This is a genomic window from Rhizobium sp. BR 249 (assembly GCF_047445895.1).
In the GTDB taxonomy this organism is placed as follows: domain Bacteria; phylum Pseudomonadota; class Alphaproteobacteria; order Rhizobiales; family Rhizobiaceae; genus Rhizobium.
The window spans coordinates 397808-417654 of record NZ_JARWKX010000001.1 but is presented as its reverse complement, the minus strand read 5'-3'; the positions used below and the strand labels follow the sequence as shown (position 1 = coordinate 417654).

13 protein-coding genes are annotated in these 19847 nt (G+C 62.4%); 3 read left to right on the top strand and 10 right to left on the bottom strand.

Features of this window, described 5'->3' with window-relative positions:
- Window positions 1–3: 3 nt before the first annotated feature.
- The 5 genes from dnaK to QD408_RS02075 all read right to left on the bottom strand — a co-directional run bounded on the left by dnaK (window position 4) and on the right by QD408_RS02075 (window position 7700).
- Complete coding sequence (gene dnaK, locus QD408_RS02095) at window positions 4–1920, bottom strand: molecular chaperone DnaK (protein ID WP_088683895.1); 1917 nt, start codon at window positions 1918–1920, stop codon at window positions 4–6.
- 259 nt (window positions 1921–2179) lie between these two features.
- A complete protein-coding gene (locus QD408_RS02090) occupies window positions 2180–4507 on the bottom strand; it encodes a transglycosylase domain-containing protein (protein WP_414138181.1) in 2328 nt (775 codons plus the stop codon).
- Between the two features lie 152 nt (window positions 4508–4659).
- Window positions 4660–4881 carry a hypothetical protein gene (locus QD408_RS02085; protein WP_414138180.1) on the bottom strand — a complete coding sequence of 74 codons (222 nt, stop codon included), beginning with the start codon at window positions 4879–4881 and terminating at the stop codon, window positions 4660–4662.
- 468 nt (window positions 4882–5349) lie between these two features.
- Window positions 5350–5955 carry an SH3 domain-containing protein gene (locus QD408_RS02080; protein WP_414138179.1) on the bottom strand — a complete coding sequence of 202 codons (606 nt, stop codon included), beginning with the start codon at window positions 5953–5955 and terminating at the stop codon, window positions 5350–5352.
- A gap of 356 nt (window positions 5956–6311) precedes the next feature.
- Window positions 6312–7700: a dipeptidase gene (locus QD408_RS02075; RefSeq protein ID WP_088684594.1), complete on the bottom strand. Its 1389-nt coding sequence runs from the start codon at window positions 7698–7700 to the stop codon at window positions 6312–6314.
- Window positions 7701–7920: 220 nt separating this feature from the next.
- Here QD408_RS02075 and QD408_RS02070 point away from each other — a divergent pair, with 220 nt between their 5' ends.
- The gene (locus QD408_RS02070) at window positions 7921–10308 is read left to right on the top strand and encodes an EAL domain-containing protein (protein WP_414138178.1); all 2388 of its coding nucleotides are present in this window, start codon (window positions 7921–7923) and stop codon (window positions 10306–10308) included.
- Between the two features lie 6 nt (window positions 10309–10314).
- Here QD408_RS02070 and QD408_RS02065 read toward each other — a convergent pair whose 3' ends face one another.
- Complete coding sequence (locus tag QD408_RS02065; protein ID WP_088684595.1) at window positions 10315–10731, bottom strand: MarR family winged helix-turn-helix transcriptional regulator; 417 nt, start codon at window positions 10729–10731, stop codon at window positions 10315–10317.
- 487 nt (window positions 10732–11218) lie between these two features.
- Between QD408_RS02065 and polA the strand changes: the two genes are divergently transcribed.
- Together polA and QD408_RS02055 are read left to right on the top strand one after the other, a co-directional pair.
- A complete protein-coding gene (polA, locus tag QD408_RS02060; RefSeq protein WP_414138177.1) occupies window positions 11219–14218 on the top strand; it encodes a DNA polymerase I in 3000 nt (999 codons plus the stop codon).
- 170 nt (window positions 14219–14388) lie between these two features.
- Window positions 14389–16746, top strand: coding sequence for a DNA translocase FtsK (locus QD408_RS02055; RefSeq protein ID WP_414138176.1), 2358 nt, complete (start codon window positions 14389–14391; stop codon window positions 16744–16746).
- Between the two features lie 33 nt (window positions 16747–16779).
- Here the strand turns inward: QD408_RS02055 and QD408_RS02050 are convergent, their stop codons facing one another.
- The 4 genes from QD408_RS02050 to QD408_RS02035 are packed head-to-tail and all read right to left on the bottom strand — an operon-like array spanning window position 16780 to window position 19746.
- The gene (locus QD408_RS02050) at window positions 16780–17286 is read right to left on the bottom strand and encodes a GrpB family protein (RefSeq protein ID WP_414138175.1); all 507 of its coding nucleotides are present in this window, start codon (window positions 17284–17286) and stop codon (window positions 16780–16782) included.
- An 18-nt stretch (window positions 17287–17304) separates the two neighbouring features.
- Window positions 17305–17901, bottom strand: coding sequence for a phosphonate metabolism protein/1,5-bisphosphokinase (PRPP-forming) PhnN (gene phnN / locus QD408_RS02045; protein ID WP_414138174.1), 597 nt, complete (start codon window positions 17899–17901; stop codon window positions 17305–17307).
- Entirely contained in the window at window positions 17898–19037 is a 1140-nt protein-coding gene (locus QD408_RS02040; RefSeq protein ID WP_414138173.1) for an alpha-D-ribose 1-methylphosphonate 5-triphosphate diphosphatase, read from the bottom strand. Before QD408_RS02040 ends, phnN begins: the two co-directional genes overlap by 4 nt.
- A gap of 13 nt (window positions 19038–19050) precedes the next feature.
- Window positions 19051–19746, bottom strand: a complete 696-nt coding sequence (locus QD408_RS02035) for a DUF1045 domain-containing protein (protein WP_414138172.1) — start codon at window positions 19744–19746, stop codon at window positions 19051–19053.
- Between the last annotated feature and the right edge of the window lie 101 nt (window positions 19747–19847).

The following is a 19847-nucleotide window of genomic DNA, read 5'->3' as shown; positions in this document are numbered from 1 at the left end:
GGATTACGCGGACTTCTTGCGGTCGTCGTCCTTGATTTCCTCGTAGTCGGCATCGACGACATTGTCGCCGTCTTCCGCCGAGGCATCGGCAGCAGCGCCGCCTTCGGCCTGCTGTGCTTCATAGATCGCCTGGCCGAGCTTCATCGACACTTCCATCAGGGTCTGGGTCTTGGCCTTGATGTCTTCGGCATCGGCTTCGGTTGCCTCCGTTGCGGACTTCAGAGCGGCAATCGCATCGGAAATCGCGGTACGGTCGGCTTCGGAAACCTTGTCGCCGTAATCCTTGAGCGACTTTTCCGTGGAGTGGATCAGGCTTTCGGCCTGGTTCTTGGCCTCCACGCCCTCGCGCCGCTTCTTGTCTTCGGCAGCGTGGGACTCGGCATCCTTCACCATCTTCTCGATGTCGGCGTCGGAGAGGCCGCCGGAAGCCTGGATGCGGATCTGCTGTTCCTTGCCGGTGCCCTTGTCCTTGGCCGAAACCTGCACGATGCCGTTGGCGTCGATGTCGAAGGTGACTTCGATCTGCGGAACACCGCGCGGCGACGGCGGCAGGCCGACGAGGTCGAACTGGCCGAGCAGCTTGTTGTCGGCAGCCATTTCGCGCTCGCCCTGCGAGACGCGGATGGTGACGGCCTGCTGGTTGTCTTCCGCGGTCGAGAAGGTCTGGCTCTTCTTCGTCGGGATCGTCGTGTTGCGCTCGATCAGGCGGGTGAAGACGCCGCCGAGGGTCTCGATGCCGAGCGACAGCGGGGTTACGTCGAGAAGCAGAACGTCCTTGACGTCGCCCTGGAGAACGCCGGCCTGGATGGCGGCGCCGAGAGCGACGACTTCATCCGGGTTGACACCCTTGTGCGGCTCCTTGCCGAACAGCTGCTTGACGACTTCCTGAACCTTCGGCATGCGGCTCATGCCGCCGACGAGAACCACTTCGTCGATTTCGGCAGCGGTGACGCCGGCATCCTTGAGAGCAGCCTTGCACGGCGCGATCGTGCGCTGGACGAGATCGTCGACCAGGCTTTCGAGCTTGGCGCGGGTCAGCTTCAGCGTCAGGTGCTTCGGGCCGGAGGCGTCGGCCGTGATGAACGGCAGGTTGATTTCGGTCTGCTGCGAAGAGGACAGCTCGATCTTTGCCTTTTCGGCAGCTTCCTTGAGGCGCTGCAGGGCGAGCTTGTCGTTCTTCAGGTCGATGCCGTTGTCCTTCTTGAACTCGGCAACGAGATATTCGACGAGACGCATGTCGAAGTCTTCACCGCCGAGGAAGGTATCGCCGTTGGTGGACTTCACTTCGAAGACGCCGTCGCCGATCTCGAGGATCGAAATATCGAAGGTGCCGCCGCCAAGGTCGTAGACGGCGATCGTCTTGCCGTCCTTCTTGTCGAGGCCGTAGGCGAGAGCGGCAGCGGTCGGTTCGTTGATGATGCGCAGCACTTCAAGGCCGGCGATGCGGCCGGCATCCTTGGTTGCCTGGCGCTGCGCGTCGTTGAAGTAGGCGGGAACGGTGATGACGGCCTTTTCGACCTTTTCGCCGAGATAGGATTCGGCGGTTTCCTTCATCTTCTGAAGGATCATCGCGGAAATCTGTGCGGGTGAGTAGCCCTTGCCATTGGCTTCGACCCAGGCGTCGCCATTGTCGCCCTTGACGATGGTGAAGGGAACGAGATGCTTGTCCTTCTCGACGGTCGGGTCTTCGTAGCGGCGGCCGATCAGGCGCTTCACCGCAAAGAGCGTGTTCGTCGGGTTGGTGACCGCCTGGCGCTTGGCCGGCTGTCCGACGAGGCGCTCGCCGTCATCGGAAAAAGCCACCATGGAAGGGGTCGTGCGCGCACCTTCCGCATTCTCGATGACCTTCGCGTCCTTGCCGTCCATGACTGCGACGCAGGAATTCGTCGTTCCAAGGTCGATACCAATTACTTTTGCCATGTCATTCTCTCCTTGAAGCAAGCTGTCGGAACCCCGAGAAGGCATTTCCCTGACAGCCCCTTACGGGATGGGTCTACTTGAGATTACGCAATCGTGATTGCGGTGATGCGGCGTATATAAGGAGCGGTTTTCTGGACTGCAAGGCGAGAAATGCCCCGGAATCCAGCAAAACGAATGTGTTGCATTCAATTTTGACGACAGCCGGGAAAGAGCTCTCCTCAGCGTGTCACGGGGATGCCGCAATGATCTCACTGGGATCTCACTGGCCCATGATCAGATCGAGCAGGGTCGTGCGCCGCGGCTGCACGGAAGAGGTCGTCTGCGGCGTCCCGACATCGCCGGGCGGTACGACGTTTCCATAGCCGGCCCCATCGCCTTCGGCAACGTCGGCAGGCGGAATCGGACCGTTTCCTGACGGCGCGGTTTGCTGCCGGACGGGCGCCTGCGGGTAGCGGGTGGCACTTTCGTCGCCGCCGAAGACGCCGGAAATGATGCCGCCGATCGTCGTTGACGACGGCTCTTCTGCCGTGACCGGCTGCCCGCCGTCGGGGGCCGCCTGCGCCATCGGCTGGCCGCTGTTCGGATCGGCGACCAATTGGCCGTTGCCGAAGAGCGGAGCCGGCGAAAGACCCTTGTGGGCGGCGACCATGAATTCCTTCCAGGCCTTGGCCGGAAGGCCGCCGCCGGTCACCTTCTTCATCGGCTTGCCGTCGTCATTGCCGAACCAGACGCCCGTCGTGAGGTTGCTGGTGAAGCCGACGAAAAGCGCGTCGCGCGAATTCTGCGTCGTGCCGGTCTTGCCGGCCGCCTGCCAGCCGGGAATCTTGGCGCTCTTGCCGGTGCCGTTGTCGATGACGCCCATCATCATCGCATCCATTTCGGCGGCGATCTGCTCGGAGAGCACCCGCGGCGGGCTGTCATAGGTATTTTCGTAGAGAACCTTGCCTTCTGCGGTCGTCACCCGCCGGATGACGTGCGGCGTCGCCTTGTAGCCGCCGTTCATGAAGGCGGCGTAGGAGGCGGTGAGCTCCATCAGCGAGACCTCTGACGTGCCGAGCGCAATCGAAGCGTTCGGCTGCAGCTCGCTTTCGATGCCGAGCCGGTGGGCGAGCTTGATCACCTGATCCGGCCCGTCATACATCACCAGCTGCGCGGCGACCGTGTTCAGCGACTTGGCGAGTGCGGTCGCAAGCGTGACTTCGCCATTGTATTTCTTCTCGTAATTCTCGGGCGTCCAGTCGCCGATGCGGATCGGCGCATCGTTGAACACCGAAAAAGGCGTCAGCCCTTTTTCCAGTGCCGCGGCATAGACGAAGGGCTTGAACGAGGAACCCGGCTGGCGCTTCGCCTTGACGGCGCGATTGAACTGGCTCGCCGCATAATCCCTGCCGCCGACGAGCGCGCGGATTGCGCCGGTGCCGTCGATCGACACGAGCGCTGCCTGCGAGGCATCGAGCTTGCCACCCTCCTTGTCGAGCACGTCGACCAGCGATTGCTCGGCCTTCTTTTCCAGCGACTTGTCGATGGTGGTATCGACGATGACGTCTTCCTTGACGTCGCCGATCAGGCCCGGCAATTGGTCCATTACCATGTCGGCGACATAGTGGCCGGCGCCCGACCAGTAGCTCTTGGCCGAAGCCGGGGTCTGCGACATCGCGGTCTTGACCTCGGAATCGGTGATGAAGCCCTGCTCGCGCATCGCTGCGAGCACGAGCTGGGCGCGCGCATTCGCCGCGTCCGCATCGCGGGCCGGCGAAAGTCGCGACGGCGCCTTGAGCAGGCCGGCCAGCACAGCTGCCTCGCCGAGGTTCACGTCACGCGCCGATTTGTTGAAGTAGCGGCGGGACGCCGCCTCGACGCCATAGGCGTTCGATCCGAAGAACACGCGGTTGAGATACATCGCAAGGATCTGGTCCTTGGTGTATTTCTGCTCCAGCCAGAGCGCGAGCAGCACCTCCTGCACCTTGCGTTCCAGCGTTCTCTCGGGAGAGAGGAAGAGGTTCTTGGCAAGCTGCTGCGTCAGCGTCGAGCCGCCCTGCACCATATGGCCGGCCGTGAAGTTGGTCACGATCGCTCGGCCGAGACCGAGCGGATCAACGCCGAAATGCGAATAGAAACGCCGGTCCTCGATGGCGATGACGGCTTCCGGAATATAGGGCGACATGTTTTCGAGCGACAGCGCTTCGCCGCCGGTGGCGCCGCGGTTGGCGATGACGCTGCCGTCGACGGCGGTGATCTTGACGTTCGGCGGCCGTTCCGGGATCGCCCATGTGCTGGCGCTCGGCATGCGCGAACCGTAATAGAGCACGAGCCCGGCGACGCCGATGCCGGCCCAGATGAACAGCACGACGCACCAGTAGATCACGCGGCGCATGAAGCCGAAAAGGCTGCCGCCTTCGCGCTCGCGCGGCTCACGTCGCCGTCGAGGGGCGGCTCGCTGCGGTGAAGGTTTGGAGCTTTTGCTCCGCGTCGATCTGCTGCCGATGACGCGGTCGTCGGCATCGAGCGAGAATTCGTCATCGTCGCGCGCCGGGCGGCCGCTGAAGGACGGTTCGATTCTGTCGCCTGATCTGCCTCTGCCTGCCATCGCCGACCGGTCGCATCCCCTGTTCGATCGCGAAGCCCAACTTCGCCCAACGGCGCACCTGCGGGCGACGTGATCATCCGAGTGAACTGTAATTGCGGCGATTTAACGGGGTGTTAAAGAAGATAAAGTGGCGGAAATTGCGCCTCTTCCCATCAATACTGGCGGGCCTCAAAGTCGTCAGGCGTCTCCGGGTCCTGCTTATATTCCCACTGGCCCAAATGGAAACGCCGCCAGATCTGGCCGGAAGGATTGAGGCTTGCTCCATCGGTGAGACGCACGGGAAGGATGGGGTTATATTTGTGCCAGACGGTAACGTCCTTGGCGGTTGCCCGAGGGCCGAAAAGCCCGAAAAAAGCCGGGTAGTCTTGCGTCATCAGGCTCCAGCCCCGAACGGATCGAGGATCAATCCGTAACGTCGTGAAAGTGCAATAAAGGATGTCGCAAGACAAGGGCATCACGATGCCCTCACATCAAATTGTCGTTGCGGCTCCCGTCATGCGCATGACGCTGCACCGCACATCTTTTCTCGATGCCGGCGGAACCAATAGTCTTGGTGGGTGTTTATGGGGAAGCGGGACAACCCCCTCACGTCCCGCGAATGATCGGCCGTCTCCCCTCAACACGCGCCGATCGACATCAGGCCCGGTGTGCCCCTCCAAGGGGTCGCCGGGCTTTTTCTTGAGGGCCCAAAGCGCGTCGCGATCTTTCAGATTCGCTTGCCGCACTTTAGGTTTTGGGTTTGCGCATGTCGTGAGCGCAAAACCGCCGCACACTTTTGCGCGACATGCTTCAGCCGCACACGATTCGAAAAGGGACGGCGCTGCCGCCATCCCCGATCAGGTTCATTCGTCGCAGGAGGGATCGCCGGGGCGGCAGTCTTCGAACGACCGATCTCCGCGATCCCGGTCTCTCCAATCGCCCCTCCGGGCGTCGTCGCCCCAGTTCCGATTGCGATCCTGGTCGCGCCAGTCCCGATCTCTGTCCCGGTTGTCTCGGTCACGATCGCGCTCCCGATTGTCGCGGTCGCGGTCGCGATAATAATAATCCGGACCGCGGCTCCACCGGTCACGCTCGCGATAGAAATCGCGGTTGCGATAGTAACGGTCCCAGTAGTTGTCGACACTGAAGCGGATGACGGGGATGCCGAGCGGACGGTAATATTGCGGACCGACATAGATCCGGCGCTGCTGATAGAGGGCCTGCACATATTGGCCGGAGACCCAGCCGCGGCCGCCATAGAATTCGACGTCGCACCAGTTGACTTCAGAAAGGCACCCGCGAATTTCGACCGAGGAGCCGGCGGGTATGACTGCGACGGCAGGATATCGGGTACTCGGACCCGCCCGCATGTTGACGTTCGCCGTCGAATAGCCCTCGGCCGCCTGCGCGATGACGGGAGCCAGCACGAACAGGCCGGCCACGGCGATTTTAGCAAACAGATTTTTCACGCTTTTCTCACTCCTCGCAGGCGCTTTCGGGCAGCGCCTGACTGCATTTGCCGGCCATAGGCCATTTGAAACGAAAGAAAAGGCCACCGCCCGCACACGCTCGCGGCGTCTTCATTCACCTTTTCTTTCAATGGCTTATACCTAGGGCTCGATGAACGCAGCTTGAACGGCGGACAATGCGCCGGGCGATCCCCACGTCTGAAGTGCCGTTAACGATTTGTTAACCTTTCGGGGGCAGTCTGGCTGCAAATACCCGCTTGCTCCTTGACCACGGATGAACTGGCACTGAGACGGGCGGATGACGAAAGGCCGGGTCGAACCGGCCTTTTTGTTGTCTGCGATTTAGCTGGCCTCACTTAGGCGGCAAGCGCCTCAAGGATCCGCACCCAGGAGCGGATGCCCTTGTGGTAGGAGACGAGCTCGTATTTTTCGTTCGGCGAGTGGATGCGGTCATCGCTGAGGCCGAAACCGACGAGCAGCGATTCCATGCCGAGCAGCTTCTGGAAATCCCCGACGATCGGGATCGAGCCGCCCATGCCGATGACGATGGCGGGCTTCGGCCACTCGTCGGAAAGCGCGCTCTTCGCCTTGGTCAGGACAGGCGAATCATAGGAAAGATGGATCGCCGGCGAGCCGCCGTGCGGATGGAATTCGACCGAGCAGTCGGCGGGGATCTTCGAGCTGATATAGGCGCGGAAGGCCTCGCGGATGGCGGCTGGGTCCTGCGTGCCGACGAGGCGGAACGAAACCTTCGCCGAAGCCTTGGCGGCGATCACCGTCTTGAAGCCTTCGCCGGTATAGCCGCCCCAGATGCCGTTGACCTCCGCGGTCGGCCGCGCCCAGGTGAGTTCCAATACCGAGCGGCCCTTTTCACCGGATGGAATGGAAAGGCCGACTTCGCCGAGAAAGCTCTCCGCCGTCTTGCCGAGCGTCTCCCACGACGCCTTGATGTTGTCGGGCGTTTCTTCGACGCCGTCGTAGAAGCCGTCGAGCGTGATGCGGCCCGTCTCGTCATGCAGGCCGGCGAGGGCCTCGACGAGAATATGGATCGGATTTGCCGCAGCACCGCCGAAGAGGCCGGAATGCAGGTCGCGGTCGGCAGCCGTCACGACCACTTCCTCGCCGACGAGGCCGCGCAGCGCGGCGGCGATCGCCGGCGTGTCGCGGTCCCACATGCCGGTATCGCAGACCAGCGCATAATCGGCCTTGAGTTCGGCGGCATTGGCTTCGAGGAAGGGCTTGAGCGACGGCGAGCCGGATTCCTCCTCGCCCTCGAAGAGAATGGTGATGCGGCAGGGAAGCGCGCCGTTGATCTCCTTATAGGCGCGGCAGGCCTCGACGAAGGTCATCAACTGGCCCTTGTCGTCCGATGTGCCGCGGCCGGTCAGGATCTTGCGGCCCTCGCCGACATCCTTGATCGACGGCTCGAAGGGATCGTTTTCCCAGAGTTCGATCGGATCGACCGGCTGAACGTCGTAATGGCCGTAGAAAAGAACGTGCGGCGCATCGGCGGAAGCGCCGGCATGGTGGGCGACGACCATCGGATGGCCGGGTGTGTCACGCACCGAAGCATCGAAGCCGAGCTCCTTGAGATAGGCGACCAGCCATTCGGCGGCTTTGCGGCATTCGGCCTTGAAGGCGGGATCGGTGGAAATTGACTGGATGCGCAGAAGCTCGAACAGCTTTTCAAGGCTCGATGGAAGATTCTGGTCGGCGCGTGCAAGCACCTGTTGTACATCGGTCATTTTCGACTCCTTTTTGAAATTCCGCGGGACGATAGACCAAACCGGGAAGGCAGGCGAGGCGGAAAAAGCAAAAATGAGCGGTGCGAAAGGCGCCCGGATCTGGATCGGCGTCAAGAAGATTTGCCGGATAATATAGAAGAGATTCCTAATTCAATTTACAGTTATTTAGAACAACCTAAATAACATGACCGAATTCAGCTGTTCGAGGGGAGGGGGACGGATGTTTTCGGTCATTACCTGTATTCGGGACAATCACGACTGGCGGCTGGTGCTTGCGGCCGCTGCGGTCTGCCTGGTCGGCGCGCTGGCGGCGATGCTGCCGCTTTCCCGCGCTCAAGAATGCGATGCCGGGCGGCGCAAGCTCTGGATCGGCGCCTCGGCTTTCGCCTTCGGCACCGGCGTATGGGCAACACACTTCATCGCGATGCTGGCCTATGACGGCGGCATGCCGATCACCTACCAAGTGGGCCTGACGGCGCTTTCCTTTCTCCTGTCGGTCGCCGGTTCATGGGCGGCGATCCTCGTCGCTTCGCAAAGCCGTGGCAGGTTTTCGCACCTCAGCGGCGGCGTCGTGATGGCGCTCGGCATCGCCACGATGCACCTGACGGGCATGCAGGCGATCGAGACACAGGCGGTCATCCGTTACGATCCCACTATGACGCTGAGTGCGGTTCTCGCGGGAGCATTGCTGTCGAGCGCCGCCTTCCACGCCTTCTTCCAGTTGAAGGGACTGAGGAGGCTCCTCGCCTCGTCCGTCACCTTCGTGCTTGCGATCTGCGCCCTCCACTTCATTTCGATGGCCAGTATCACGCTGGTGCCGGATCCGGGCAAAGAGGTTCCGGCAACGGTGCTCGATACCAGCCTGCTCGCCGCGATCGTCGTGGTGGCGGCGATGGCTCTCATTCTGATCGCGCTCGCGGTGGTCTTTATCGAAAGCCGCCTGACGGATCTGAGAGGACTCGCAAACGCCTCGCAGGAAGGATTGCTGATCCTGCGGGAGGGCAGGATCATCGATGCCAACGAACGCTTCCAGGGACTTTCCGGCTGGAAGCTTGCCGATCTCTCGGGCAAGGCGCCCTCGGCTGTCTTGACCGCCACCCAGGGGCAGAACAGATCCGGCGAGACGCTGCTCAACACCAGGAACGGCAAGGAGATCGCCGTCGAAGTGAATACGAGCAGGATCGTCTATCGCGGCCACAATTGCGACGTGCTGGCGGTGCGTGATCTCACAGAGCGCAGACAGGCCGAGGAGATGATCGAACACCTCGCCCACCACGACGTTCTCACCGATCTTCCCAACCGGTCGCTGTTCGACACCCGCATCCGCCAGGCGCTGCAGATGGCCGAACGAACGAACGGCGAGGTTGCCCTCTTCTATATCGATCTCGATCGCTTCAAGACCGTCAACGATATTTTCGGCCACGCCGAGGGCGACCGAATTCTCTGCAAGGTCGCCTCGATCCTGCGTCGCGTGGCGGATGAAAGCGATACGATCGCCCGCCTCGGCGGCGATGAATTTGCCATCATCCAGCCCGCCGGGCAGCAACCGGCGGCGGCGCAGAAGCTCGCCGCCGCGATCCTCGACGAATTCGCCGCCGAGATGGATACGGCACGCGATCCCACAGCCGTCGGCGTCAGCCTCGGCATTGCCCTCTATCCTGCCGATGGAAGCGATGCGGAAGAGATCTGCAACAATGCCGATGTCGCGCTCTATCGCGTCAAACACGGTGGCCGCGGCAAGGCCTGCTTCTTCGATGCGGAAATGGACGAGGCCACGCGAGCCCGCCGCCAGATCGAAAGCGAACTGCGCCACGCCATCACCCGCAATCAGATCCACGTCAGCTATCAGCCGATTCTGAATGCCCATAGCGGCGAGATCAGCGGCTACGAGGCCCTGATGCGCTGGAACCGGCCGGGCCATGGCATGAGCGAGCCGGATATCTTCATTCCGATCGCCGAGGAAAGCGGGTCGATCGTCCAACTCGGCGAATGGGTGCTGCGCGAGGCCTGCATGGAGGCCGCACGCTGGCCTCATCCGCTGACGATCGCCGTCAACGTTTCGCCCGTGCAATTCATGCTGCCGAACCTTTGCGACCGGATCGAGACAATCCTCAGGGAAACGGGGCTGGCGCCCGACAGGCTGGAAATCGAGATCACCGAGGCCACCCTCATCCGCGACCGTGATCAGGTGATGGCCACGCTGCAGCGTCTTCGCAGTCTGGGTGTCCATATCGTCATGGATGACTTCGGAACCGGTTTTTCCTCGCTTTCCAACCTGCGAACCTTCCCTTTCGACAAGATCAAGGTCGACCGCAGTTTCACCGGCATGCTGGAGCACGACGCGGCCGCGCGTTCGATCGTACGCGCGATCATCGGCCTCGGTCACAGTCTCGGCATGCCTGTCGTGACGGAGGGCGTCGAAACCGAGACGCAGCGCCAGATCGTCGTCGAAGAAGGCTGCGCGCAGGTACAGGGCTTTTTGCTCGGCAAGCCGGATATCGAGCCGAGCATGAAGCTCGCCGCCCGCGAAAGTTACCTGTCCTCGACTGATGAAGCTGACGCGCTGCCGATACAGCGACGGCGACCTAAACGTCTTGCCGGTGAATGAGATCGCTCAGAGCGCCTTGGCGTTTTCCAGAAGCCGGCGGATATATTCGAGCGTCAGCTCGCGCTCGAAAGCCCTGAAACCTTTGAACAGGGCAAGATCGGCCTCGCGCGCCGTCTCGATCGCCTCGGCCTCCATGGCGCGGGCCTTCGGCGTCAGGAAGATCAGTTGCGCCCGCTTGTCGGAGGGGTGCGGCCGGCGTTCGATCAGCCCGTCGCGGACCATGCGCGAAAGCGTATTGGCCATGGTCGCCTGTTCGATGTCGACCCGTTCGAGGAGCTGTTTCTGGGTCAGGCCGTCTTCGGCCCAGAGTTCCAGCAGAATGGGAAACTGGCCTGGTGAAAAACCGAGCCCGACCGCGCGCTGGTGCAGCGAGCGGGCGAAACCTTTCGCCAACTGGCTGGCAAGGTAGGCTCCCGAATCCATGCGGTTAAATCCCATGATTGCAAGTTGGCTCAAAAGCATGCCGGAGACAATCGGCATAACGAGATGCATGAAAACAAAGAGCTGAAGCGCGTTGCATGAATGAGGTTTGACGCGACGCTCTTTAGGATGATCCAAAACATATGGGCCGGGATCATAATTTCGAGTGCCCGCTAATAAAGATAAAGCCGCCATGGCCTGGAGGTTGGCCATGGCGGCTTGATAGTGAGGACAAAGGCCCGGAGAGGGGGATAAGGCCTTTGTCCAAGCCTGATGCGGCGGGGGACAAGCCGGTAATCAGACCCGCGGCGCAATCAAGCACCGGTGATAAGAATTTGTGGCTACGAATGTGGTTTTTCAAGGGACACGGAACGTTACAAATCGGTAACAGTTTGGTGAGCCGGAATCTCCGGTGTTCAGAGCGCCATAATCTCCTGGCATTCCGAACTTTATATGGACCTCGTCCTGTGCCCGCGCTATCCATGCACCCATGAAAAAAGGCGATCACCTCTTCCTAGTCGACGGTTCCGGATTCATCTTTCGGGCGTTCCATGCATTGCCGCCGCTGACGCGCAAGACCGACGGCCTGCCGGTCGGCGCCGTTTCCGGTTTCTGCAACATGCTGTGGAAGCTCTTGAGGGACGCGCGCAATACCGATGTCGGCGTGACGCCGACCCATCTTGCCGTCATCTTCGACTATTCCGCCAAGACCTTTCGCAAGGATCTCTACGACGCCTACAAGGCGAACCGCTCCGCGCCCCCGGAAGAGCTCGTTCCGCAATTCGGCCTCATAAGAGAGGCGACCCGCGCCTTCAACCTGCCGTGCATCGAGACCGAAGGCTTCGAGGCCGACGACATCATCGCGACCTACGCCCGCCTCGCGGAAGCGACCGGCGCCGATGTCACCATCGTCTCCTCCGACAAGGACCTGATGCAGCTCGTCACGCCTAATGTCCATATGTATGACAGCATGAAGGACAAGCAGATCGGCATTCCCGATGTCATCGAGAAATGGGGCGTGCCGCCGGAAAAGATGATCGACCTGCAGGCGATGACCGGCGATTCCGTCGACAACGTTCCCGGGATTCCCGGCATCGGCCCGAAAACCGCCGCCCAGCTCCTTGAGGAATATGGCGATCTCGACACGCTGCTCGAACGCGCCACCGAGATCAAACAGGTCAAGCGCCGCGAGACGATCCTCGCCAATATCGACATGGCCAGGCTCTCGCGCGAACTCGTGCGCCTGCGGCTCGATGTGCCGCTCGACCTCGATCTCGACGCGCTGGTGCTGGAGCCGCAGGATGGCCCGAAACTGATCGGCTTCCTCAAGGCGATGGAATTCACGACGCTGACGCGCCGCGTCGCCGAAGTCTGCGATTGTGATGCCAGCGCCATCGAGCCGGCGGTCATCCGCATCGAATGGGGTGAGGCGGCCCACGGCCCCGATCTCGATGCGGCGGAGCCCGAGCCCGTCGCCGGCGGCATCCCCGATGTCTCCGGTGAAGCCGTGCCGGTGCCGGCGCGTGCCAAGGCGAAGGCGGCCGTCGAAGGCGCCTTTTCACCTGCCGATCTCGCCAAGGCGCGCGCCGAGGCTTTCGCAGCGCTGCCCTTCGATCATTCGGCCTATGTCACGATCCGCGACCTCGCGACCCTCGATAGGTGGATTGCCGACGCGCGCGATACCGGCCTCGTCGCCTTCGATACCGAGACGACGTCGCTGGATGCGATGCAGGCCGAGCTTGTCGGCTTCTCGCTGGCGATCGCCGATAATGTGGCCGATCCCACCGGCACGAAGATCCGTGCCGCCTATGTGCCGCTCACCCATAAGAACGGTGTCGGCGATCTGCTCGGCGGCGGCCTTGCCGAAAACCAGATCCCGATGCGCGATGCCCTGCCGCGGCTGAAGGCGCTTCTGGAGGACGAATCGGTTCTCAAGATCGCCCAGAACCTGAAATACGATTACCTCCTGATGAAGCGCTACGGCATCGAGACGAAGAGTTTCGACGACACGATGCTGATTTCCTACGTGCTCGACGCCGGCACCGGCGCCCATGGCATGGACCCGCTCTCGGAAAAATTCCTCGGCCATACGCCGATCCCCTACAAGGAGGTGGCGGGCAGCGGCAAGGCGAACGTCACCTTCGATCTGGTCGCTATCGACCGCGCCACCCACTATGCCGCCGAGGATGCCGACGTGACGCTGCGCCTCTGGCTGGTGCTGAAGCCGCGGCTCGCCGCGGCGGGGCTGACCGGCGTCTACGAACGGCTGGAGCGGCCGCTGCTGCCGGTGCTGGCGCGCATGGAAGCGCGCGGCATCACCGTCGACCGGCAGATCCTGTCGCGCCTTTCCGGCGAGCTCGCCCAGGGGGCGGCGGCTCTGGAAGACGAGATCTATGTGCTCGCCGGCGAGCGTTTCAACATCGGTTCGCCGAAGCAGTTGGGCGACATCCTGTTCGGCAAGATGGGCCTTGCCGGCGGCAGCAAGACGAAAACCGGGCAATGGTCGACCTCCGCACAGGTGCTGGAGGATCTCGCCGCCGCCGGTTTCGAGCTGCCGCGCAAGATCGTCGACTGGCGCCAGCTCACCAAGCTGAAATCCACCTATACCGACGCGCTTCCGGGCTATGTCCACCCGGAGACCCGGCGCGTCCACACGTCCTATTCGCTGGCATCGACGACGACGGGGCGCCTGTCCTCTTCCGAGCCGAACCTGCAGAACATTCCGGTGCGCACCGCCGAAGGCCGCAAGATCCGCACCGCCTTCATCTCGACGCAGGGCCACAAGCTGATCTCGGCCGATTACAGCCAGATCGAACTGCGCGTGCTTGCCCATGTCGCCGAGATCCCGCAGCTGACCCGGGCCTTCGAGGACGGCGTCGACATTCATGCCATGACGGCGTCGGAAATGTTCGGCGTGCCGGTCGAAGGCATGCCGAGCGATGTGCGCCGCCGCGCCAAGGCGATCAATTTCGGCATCATCTACGGCATCTCCGCCTTCGGCCTTGCCAATCAGCTGTCGATCGAGCGTTCGGAAGCCGGCGACTACATCAAGAAATATTTCGAGCGTTTCCCCGGCATCCGCGACTATATGGAAAGCCGCAAGGCGATGGCGCGTGACAAGGGTTATGTCGAGACGATCTTCGGCCGGCGAATCAACTATCCGGAAATCCGCTCCTCCAATCCCTCCGTGCGCGCCTTCAACGAGCGTGCGGCGATCAATGCCCCGATCCAGGGCTCGGCTGCCGACGTCATCCGCCGGGCGATGATCAAGATGGAGCCGGCCTTGGCCGAATCAGGCCTTGCCGAGCGCGTTCGCATGCTGCTGCAGGTGCATGACGAACTCATCTTCGAAGTCGAGGACGAGGACGTCGAAAAGGCGATGCCGATCATCGTCTCGGTCATGGAAAACGCCACCATGCCGGCGCTCGAAATGCGCGTGCCTCTAAAGGTGGATGCGCGCGCCGCCACCAATTGGGACGAGGCGCATTAAGCGCCTCGTCAAAAAAGCGAAGATTTTTCCGCTTTACACAAGTCATTGAAATGCCAGTGAATTGTCCCTGGAGGGCGTATCGGAACGATACGGCTGGAAGGAACTTATTAACCTTCCTTTTCTATCCCGGTAGGGTCGTAATTTGCCAAGCATGAGTGAGTAGCGGACGCATGCGTTTTCCCAGAACCAATTTGACGGATGCCGCGGATTTTTCCAGCGGGCTTGAAACGGAAATTCAGGAGGAAATTGTAGGCGAAAAGCCGGCTGCGCCGATCTGGCAGAGCAACTTTTCCCTCGCGCCGAACGTTCGCTTCACCCGCACGCCGGAAACGCTGATCAGCAAGCGCCGCGCCCCGAACGAGCCTGCGCGCGACGATTCGCAGATTGCGCAGCAGGCGATACGGATAGAGCCGGTCGCCGTCGACGTGCCCTTCGATATCTACCTGCCTGAGGCCGACGAGATTCCCGCAGCCCCTGTCCAGATGGTCGAGCCGCAGCAGTCGCCGCTTACCGACCGGATCGTTGCGCCGAGCCTGCGCGCCGCGTCCGAGCTGTCTTCAATTTCGGATTTCGCCTTCTGGGAGGTCATGGCCTTCGAAGAAGCCGAGCCGGTCCGCGCGCCTGCGATCGTCCTGCCGAAGATCGAGACCACGCCCGAATCGATCACTTCGCTGTTCCGCGTCATGGAATGGCGTCCTGGCGCGCCGAGGCATGCCCCTGCCGCATCACGCCTGGCTCCGCCGGCCGTTGCAGCGCCCGCCCGGCCTGCCGTTCGTCCGCCAGCCGCGATATCCAGGACAAGGCCCGAGGCTGTTCCGGAGGCGCCCGTCGCCCCAGCACCTCAGGCCGTAGTCGTGCCCCAGGTCGTAATCGCGCCCCAGGCCGCAGTCGTGCCGCAGGCGGCCATCGAGCCTCCGCCCCCACCTGCGCCGAGGCCGACACCGCCCGTCGCCGCCGTGCTGCCGTCGCCGCGCTTGGCGAGGCCCGAAAAGGTCGATCCATCTGGCTATGAATTCCCGCCGCGTGCTCTGTTGCAGGAGCCGCCGGAACGTTTCGGCGAGATCATGTCGCAGGAGACGCTGGAGCAGAATGCCGGTCTTCTCGAAAGCGTGCTCGAGGATTTCGGCGTCAAGGGCGAGATCATCCATGTCCGCCCCGGTCCCGTCGTCACCCTCTATGAATTCGAGCCGGCGCCCGGCGTGAAGTCGTCGCGCGTCATCGGCCTTGCCGACGATATCGCCCGCTCGATGTCGGCGCTTTCGGCCCGTGTCGCCGTCGTTCCCGGCCGCAATGTCATCGGCATCGAATTGCCGAACGTGACGCGCGAAACCGTCTATTTCCGCGAGATGATCGAAAGCGACGATTTCGAAAAGAGCGGCTACAAGCTAGCGCTCGGCCTCGGCAAGACGATCGGCGGCGAGCCCGTCATCGCCGAGCTTGCCAAGATGCCGCATCTGCTCGTCGCCGGCACCACCGGCTCGGGCAAATCGGTCGCCATCAACACGATGATCCTGTCGCTGCTTTACCGCATGACACCGGAACAGTGCCGCCTGATCATGGTCGATCCGAAGATGCTCGAACTCTCCGTCTATGACGGCATTCCGCACCTGCTCACCCCCGTCGTCACCGATCCCAAGAAAGCCGTCATGGCGCTGAAATGGGCGGTGCGTGAAATGGAGGAGCGCTATCGCAAGATGTCGCGCCTCGGCGTGCGCAATATTGACGGTTACAACGGTCGCGTCTCCCAGGCCCGTGAAAAGGGCGAGACCATCCATATCATGGTCCAGGTCGGCTTCGACCGGCAGACCGGCGCGCCGGTCGAGGAGAGCCAGGAGCTGGATCTCGCGCCGATGCCCTATATCGTCGTCATCGTCGATGAGATGGCCGACCTGATGATGGTCGCCGGCAAGGATATCGAAGGCGCGATCCAGCGCCTCGCCCAGATGGCGCGTGCCGCCGGCATCCATCTGATCATGGCGACGCAGCGTCCCTCCGTCGACGTCATCACCGGCACGATCAAGGCGAACTTCCCCACCCGCATCTCCTTCCAGGTGACCTCGAAGATCGACAGCCGCACCATCCTCGGCGAACAGGGCGCCGAACAGTTGCTCGGCCAGGGCGACATGCTGCACATGCAGGGCGGCGGGCGTATTGCCCGCGTCCACGGCCCCTTCGTCTCGGATCTCGAAGTCGAGAAGGTCGTCGCCCATCTGAAGACGCAGGGCCGTCCGGAATATCTCGACACCGTCACCGCCGATGAGGAAGAAGAGACCGACGAGGAAGAGGGCGGCGCCGTTTTCGACAAGAGCGCGATGGGCGCGGAGGATGGCGACGAACTCTATCAGCAGGCGGTGAAGGTCGTCATGCGCGACAAGAAATGCTCCACCTCCTATATCCAGCGCCGCCTCGGTATCGGCTATAACAGAGCCGCCTCCCTGGTGGAGCGCATGGAGAAGGAAGGTCTCGTCGGCCCGGCGAACCATGTCGGCAAGCGCGAGATCGTATCGGGACGAAGCGAGGGCGATTGATCGAGACAGCCGGAGCGCGGGATGCACTTCGGCTCATCTTCTCAACGTGGCCAACTGTATCGTCTCGCTGACGAAGGCTGATTTTCCGCCGGTATAGAAATCCCAATCGCCGTCGGCCTCCGCAGCCAGCCGGCGTTTGAGATCGGCATAGGCCTTGGCCCTCTCGGGATGCTCCCTGAGATAATCGCGAAACAGAATGCGCTCCTGATGAGCACGATTGTCGGGACCGCAAAGATAGAGTCTGAACCCATAACCCTCGCGGTTTCGGGTAAAGACCCAGCGGCCGTCTCCATGAGGGTTGCCGTGGAAAACGAAATCGGCGGCTCGCACCATCTCGATCGTCGTCGGTAGAACGTCGTCGGATATCACGACCACATCGAGGTCGATCTTCGGCTTGGCCGCCAGGCCAAGCACCGACGTACTGCCGATATGATCGATGGAAAGCACGAGGTCGCCGAGCAGGATGGAGACTTCGGTGCCGATGTCGGCAAAGAGGCGCGGCCAGGACGGATCGTAGTCGACGACTTTGATGGCGCGCATGCGCTCCAGCCTCTTCAGTCAGCGCACCTCGGCCAGCAGTCCGTCGAGGATCGCGACCATCTTCTGTTCGGCCTCCTTGAGCGAGTCGCTATTGTCGAGCTCCGTCACGTCGTAATCGCCGCGCACCGTCAGCGGTCCGCGGGCGAGCCGCGCCATGATGTCCTCATGCGTCTCGCGTCCGCGCGCTTCCAGCCGGCCGGCCAGCACCTCTGGGCGGGCGGTGACGTTGATGACCTTCAGCCGGGGGAAGGCGGCCTGGAAGCGGTGAAGTGCGGAGCGCGAGCCGTTGGCGACGACGACATGGCCGCGTGACAGCGCCACCGAGACTTCGGCCGGAATGCCGTATTTCAGGCCGTGCGCTTCCCACCAGACGGCGAAGGAGCCTGATTGCTCCATGGCGGCAAAGCCTTCGAGGGAGACGGAAAGATGGTCTTCGCCGCCGGCGTCACGGTGACGGGTGATCACGCGGCGGGTGAAATGAACGTTGGCGCGGCCGGAAAAATGTCGGGCGGCAAGGTTCATCAGCGTGTCCTTGCCGGCGCCGCTCGGCCCGACGACGACGACCATGATGCCGCGTTCGGCTCCGGCTCCGGGATGGGGTTCGTGCGGCGTCATGCGACACGGCGTCCCTGGCGCCAGACGGAGCGTGTCACCGGCACGCCATGCGAGCGGTGGACGCGGACGAGATCGGCGCGCAGCCCGGTTGCGATCCGGCCGCGATCGTCGAGGCTGACGGCGCGGGCGGGCGTCGACGTCACCATCGCGATCGCTTTCGGCAGCGTGATGCTTTCCACCTCGTCGGCGAGGATGAAGGGCGCATGCAGCAGGCTGAGCGGCACGTAATCGGAGGAGAGCACGTCGAGCACGCCCATCTCGGCGAGATCGCGGGCGGCGATGTTGCCGGAGTGGGATTTGCCGCGCACGATGTTCGGTGCCCCCATCAGCACGCTCATGCCATGCTCGTGCGAGGCGCGGGCTGCGTCGAAGCTGGTCGGGAATTCGGCAAGGCGCACGCCGTTGTCGATCGCCTCGTCGACATGAGAAAGCGTCGCGTCGTCATGGCTTGCGACGGTGATGCCGCGCTCGGCGCAGACCTTGGCGATGGCGTTGCGGTGCGGCGTCGAATTGCGCGCCGATTCCGCCTGGCGCTTGGCGACGAAACGGGCGAAGACCTCGTCGCTCAGGCCCCGCTTCTTTTGGTAGTAGAAGATATATTGATCCATCGTCTGGAATTGCCGCTGGCCGGGCGCATGATCCATCAGCGAGACGAGCCGCACATGCGGGTCTTTTTCGAAATCGGCGAAATGTTCGAGCACGTTGTCCGCCGAGACTTCGCAGCGCAGGTGGATGAGGTGCTCGGCACGCAGCCTTCCCTCCTTCTCCGCCGCCTGGATGGCGTCGGCCATCTCACGCATCTCGCCATGTTCGAAGCCGCCGTCCTCGTCCGCGCCCATGCGCAGGCAGTCGAAGACCGTGGTGATGCCCGATGTGACGATCTGGGCGTCATGCGCCTGGACCGCGGCCGTCTTGTTCCAGCGGATGCCGGGGCGCGGCTGGTAGTGGCCTTCGAGATGGTCGGTATGCAATTCCACGAGGCCGGGAATGATGTAGTCGCCTTCAAAATCTTCGCCGGCTACCGAGTTGCCCTCGGAAATATCGGCGATCTTCCCGTCGCGAATGAGGATCGATCCCTTGAGAATATCGTCTTCGAGAACGATGCGGGCGTTGGAAAACACGGTCTCTTTGCTCATGGCGTCAGGTCTTTCAGCTTTTGGCGCCGGCTAGCGGCAGCCAGGAATGAACTTTGAACGGGGCGCCGCGCGTCTCCTCGGTGAAGACGGCAAGGCCGGAAATCAAGAGCGGCCGGCCGGTGAAACCGGCAAAACGCTCGGTCAGGATCGCTCTCATCACGTCGGCGCGCGTCTCCGGCACCTGGCCGCTCAGCGTCATGTGAAAGCCGAAGTCCTCCATGACGTAAGGATAACCCCAGCGCTGCAGGTTGGCGCGCTGGCTCTCGCTGAGCTTTTCCGGGTTGCGCCTGATGATATCGGCCTCGGAGAGCGCCGCGCGAAACGGCTCGAAGGACTTTACCACCTTCGCGGCGAAATCCTGAAGAGGTTGATGAAGAGAACCGGGAACAAGGGCGAAAAAGCGGCCGAGCTGGCCAAGCACGAGTTCGGGAATCTCGAAGGCCGGGGTGCGCGCGGCAAATTCCTCGGCAACGGTCATGAGATCTTTTTCGGTGACGGAGGCGGCGAGCGAAAACGGCGCCTTGATCGTAGCGTGAAAGCCGTAGCGTCGCGGGTCGGCGGTCAGCTCGAATTGCTCAGCCGCGCCGAGCGCCTCATGGTTCGGTGCAGGATAGGTCTCGCCCGTAAAGGCGTCACGTCCAAGCCAGAGCGAGGCCGCGCCGGTCAGGGGATGATCCTTCGGCGGCGAGAAATAGAGAGCGTAGCGCAAGGCTGTTATCCTGGGGATCGTCGAAACGGGGGAGCGCAATGTGCAGTGATTTGGCGGCGAACCGCAAGCAGGTTCCCGGCTAAAAGATTTCCGTGACAGAA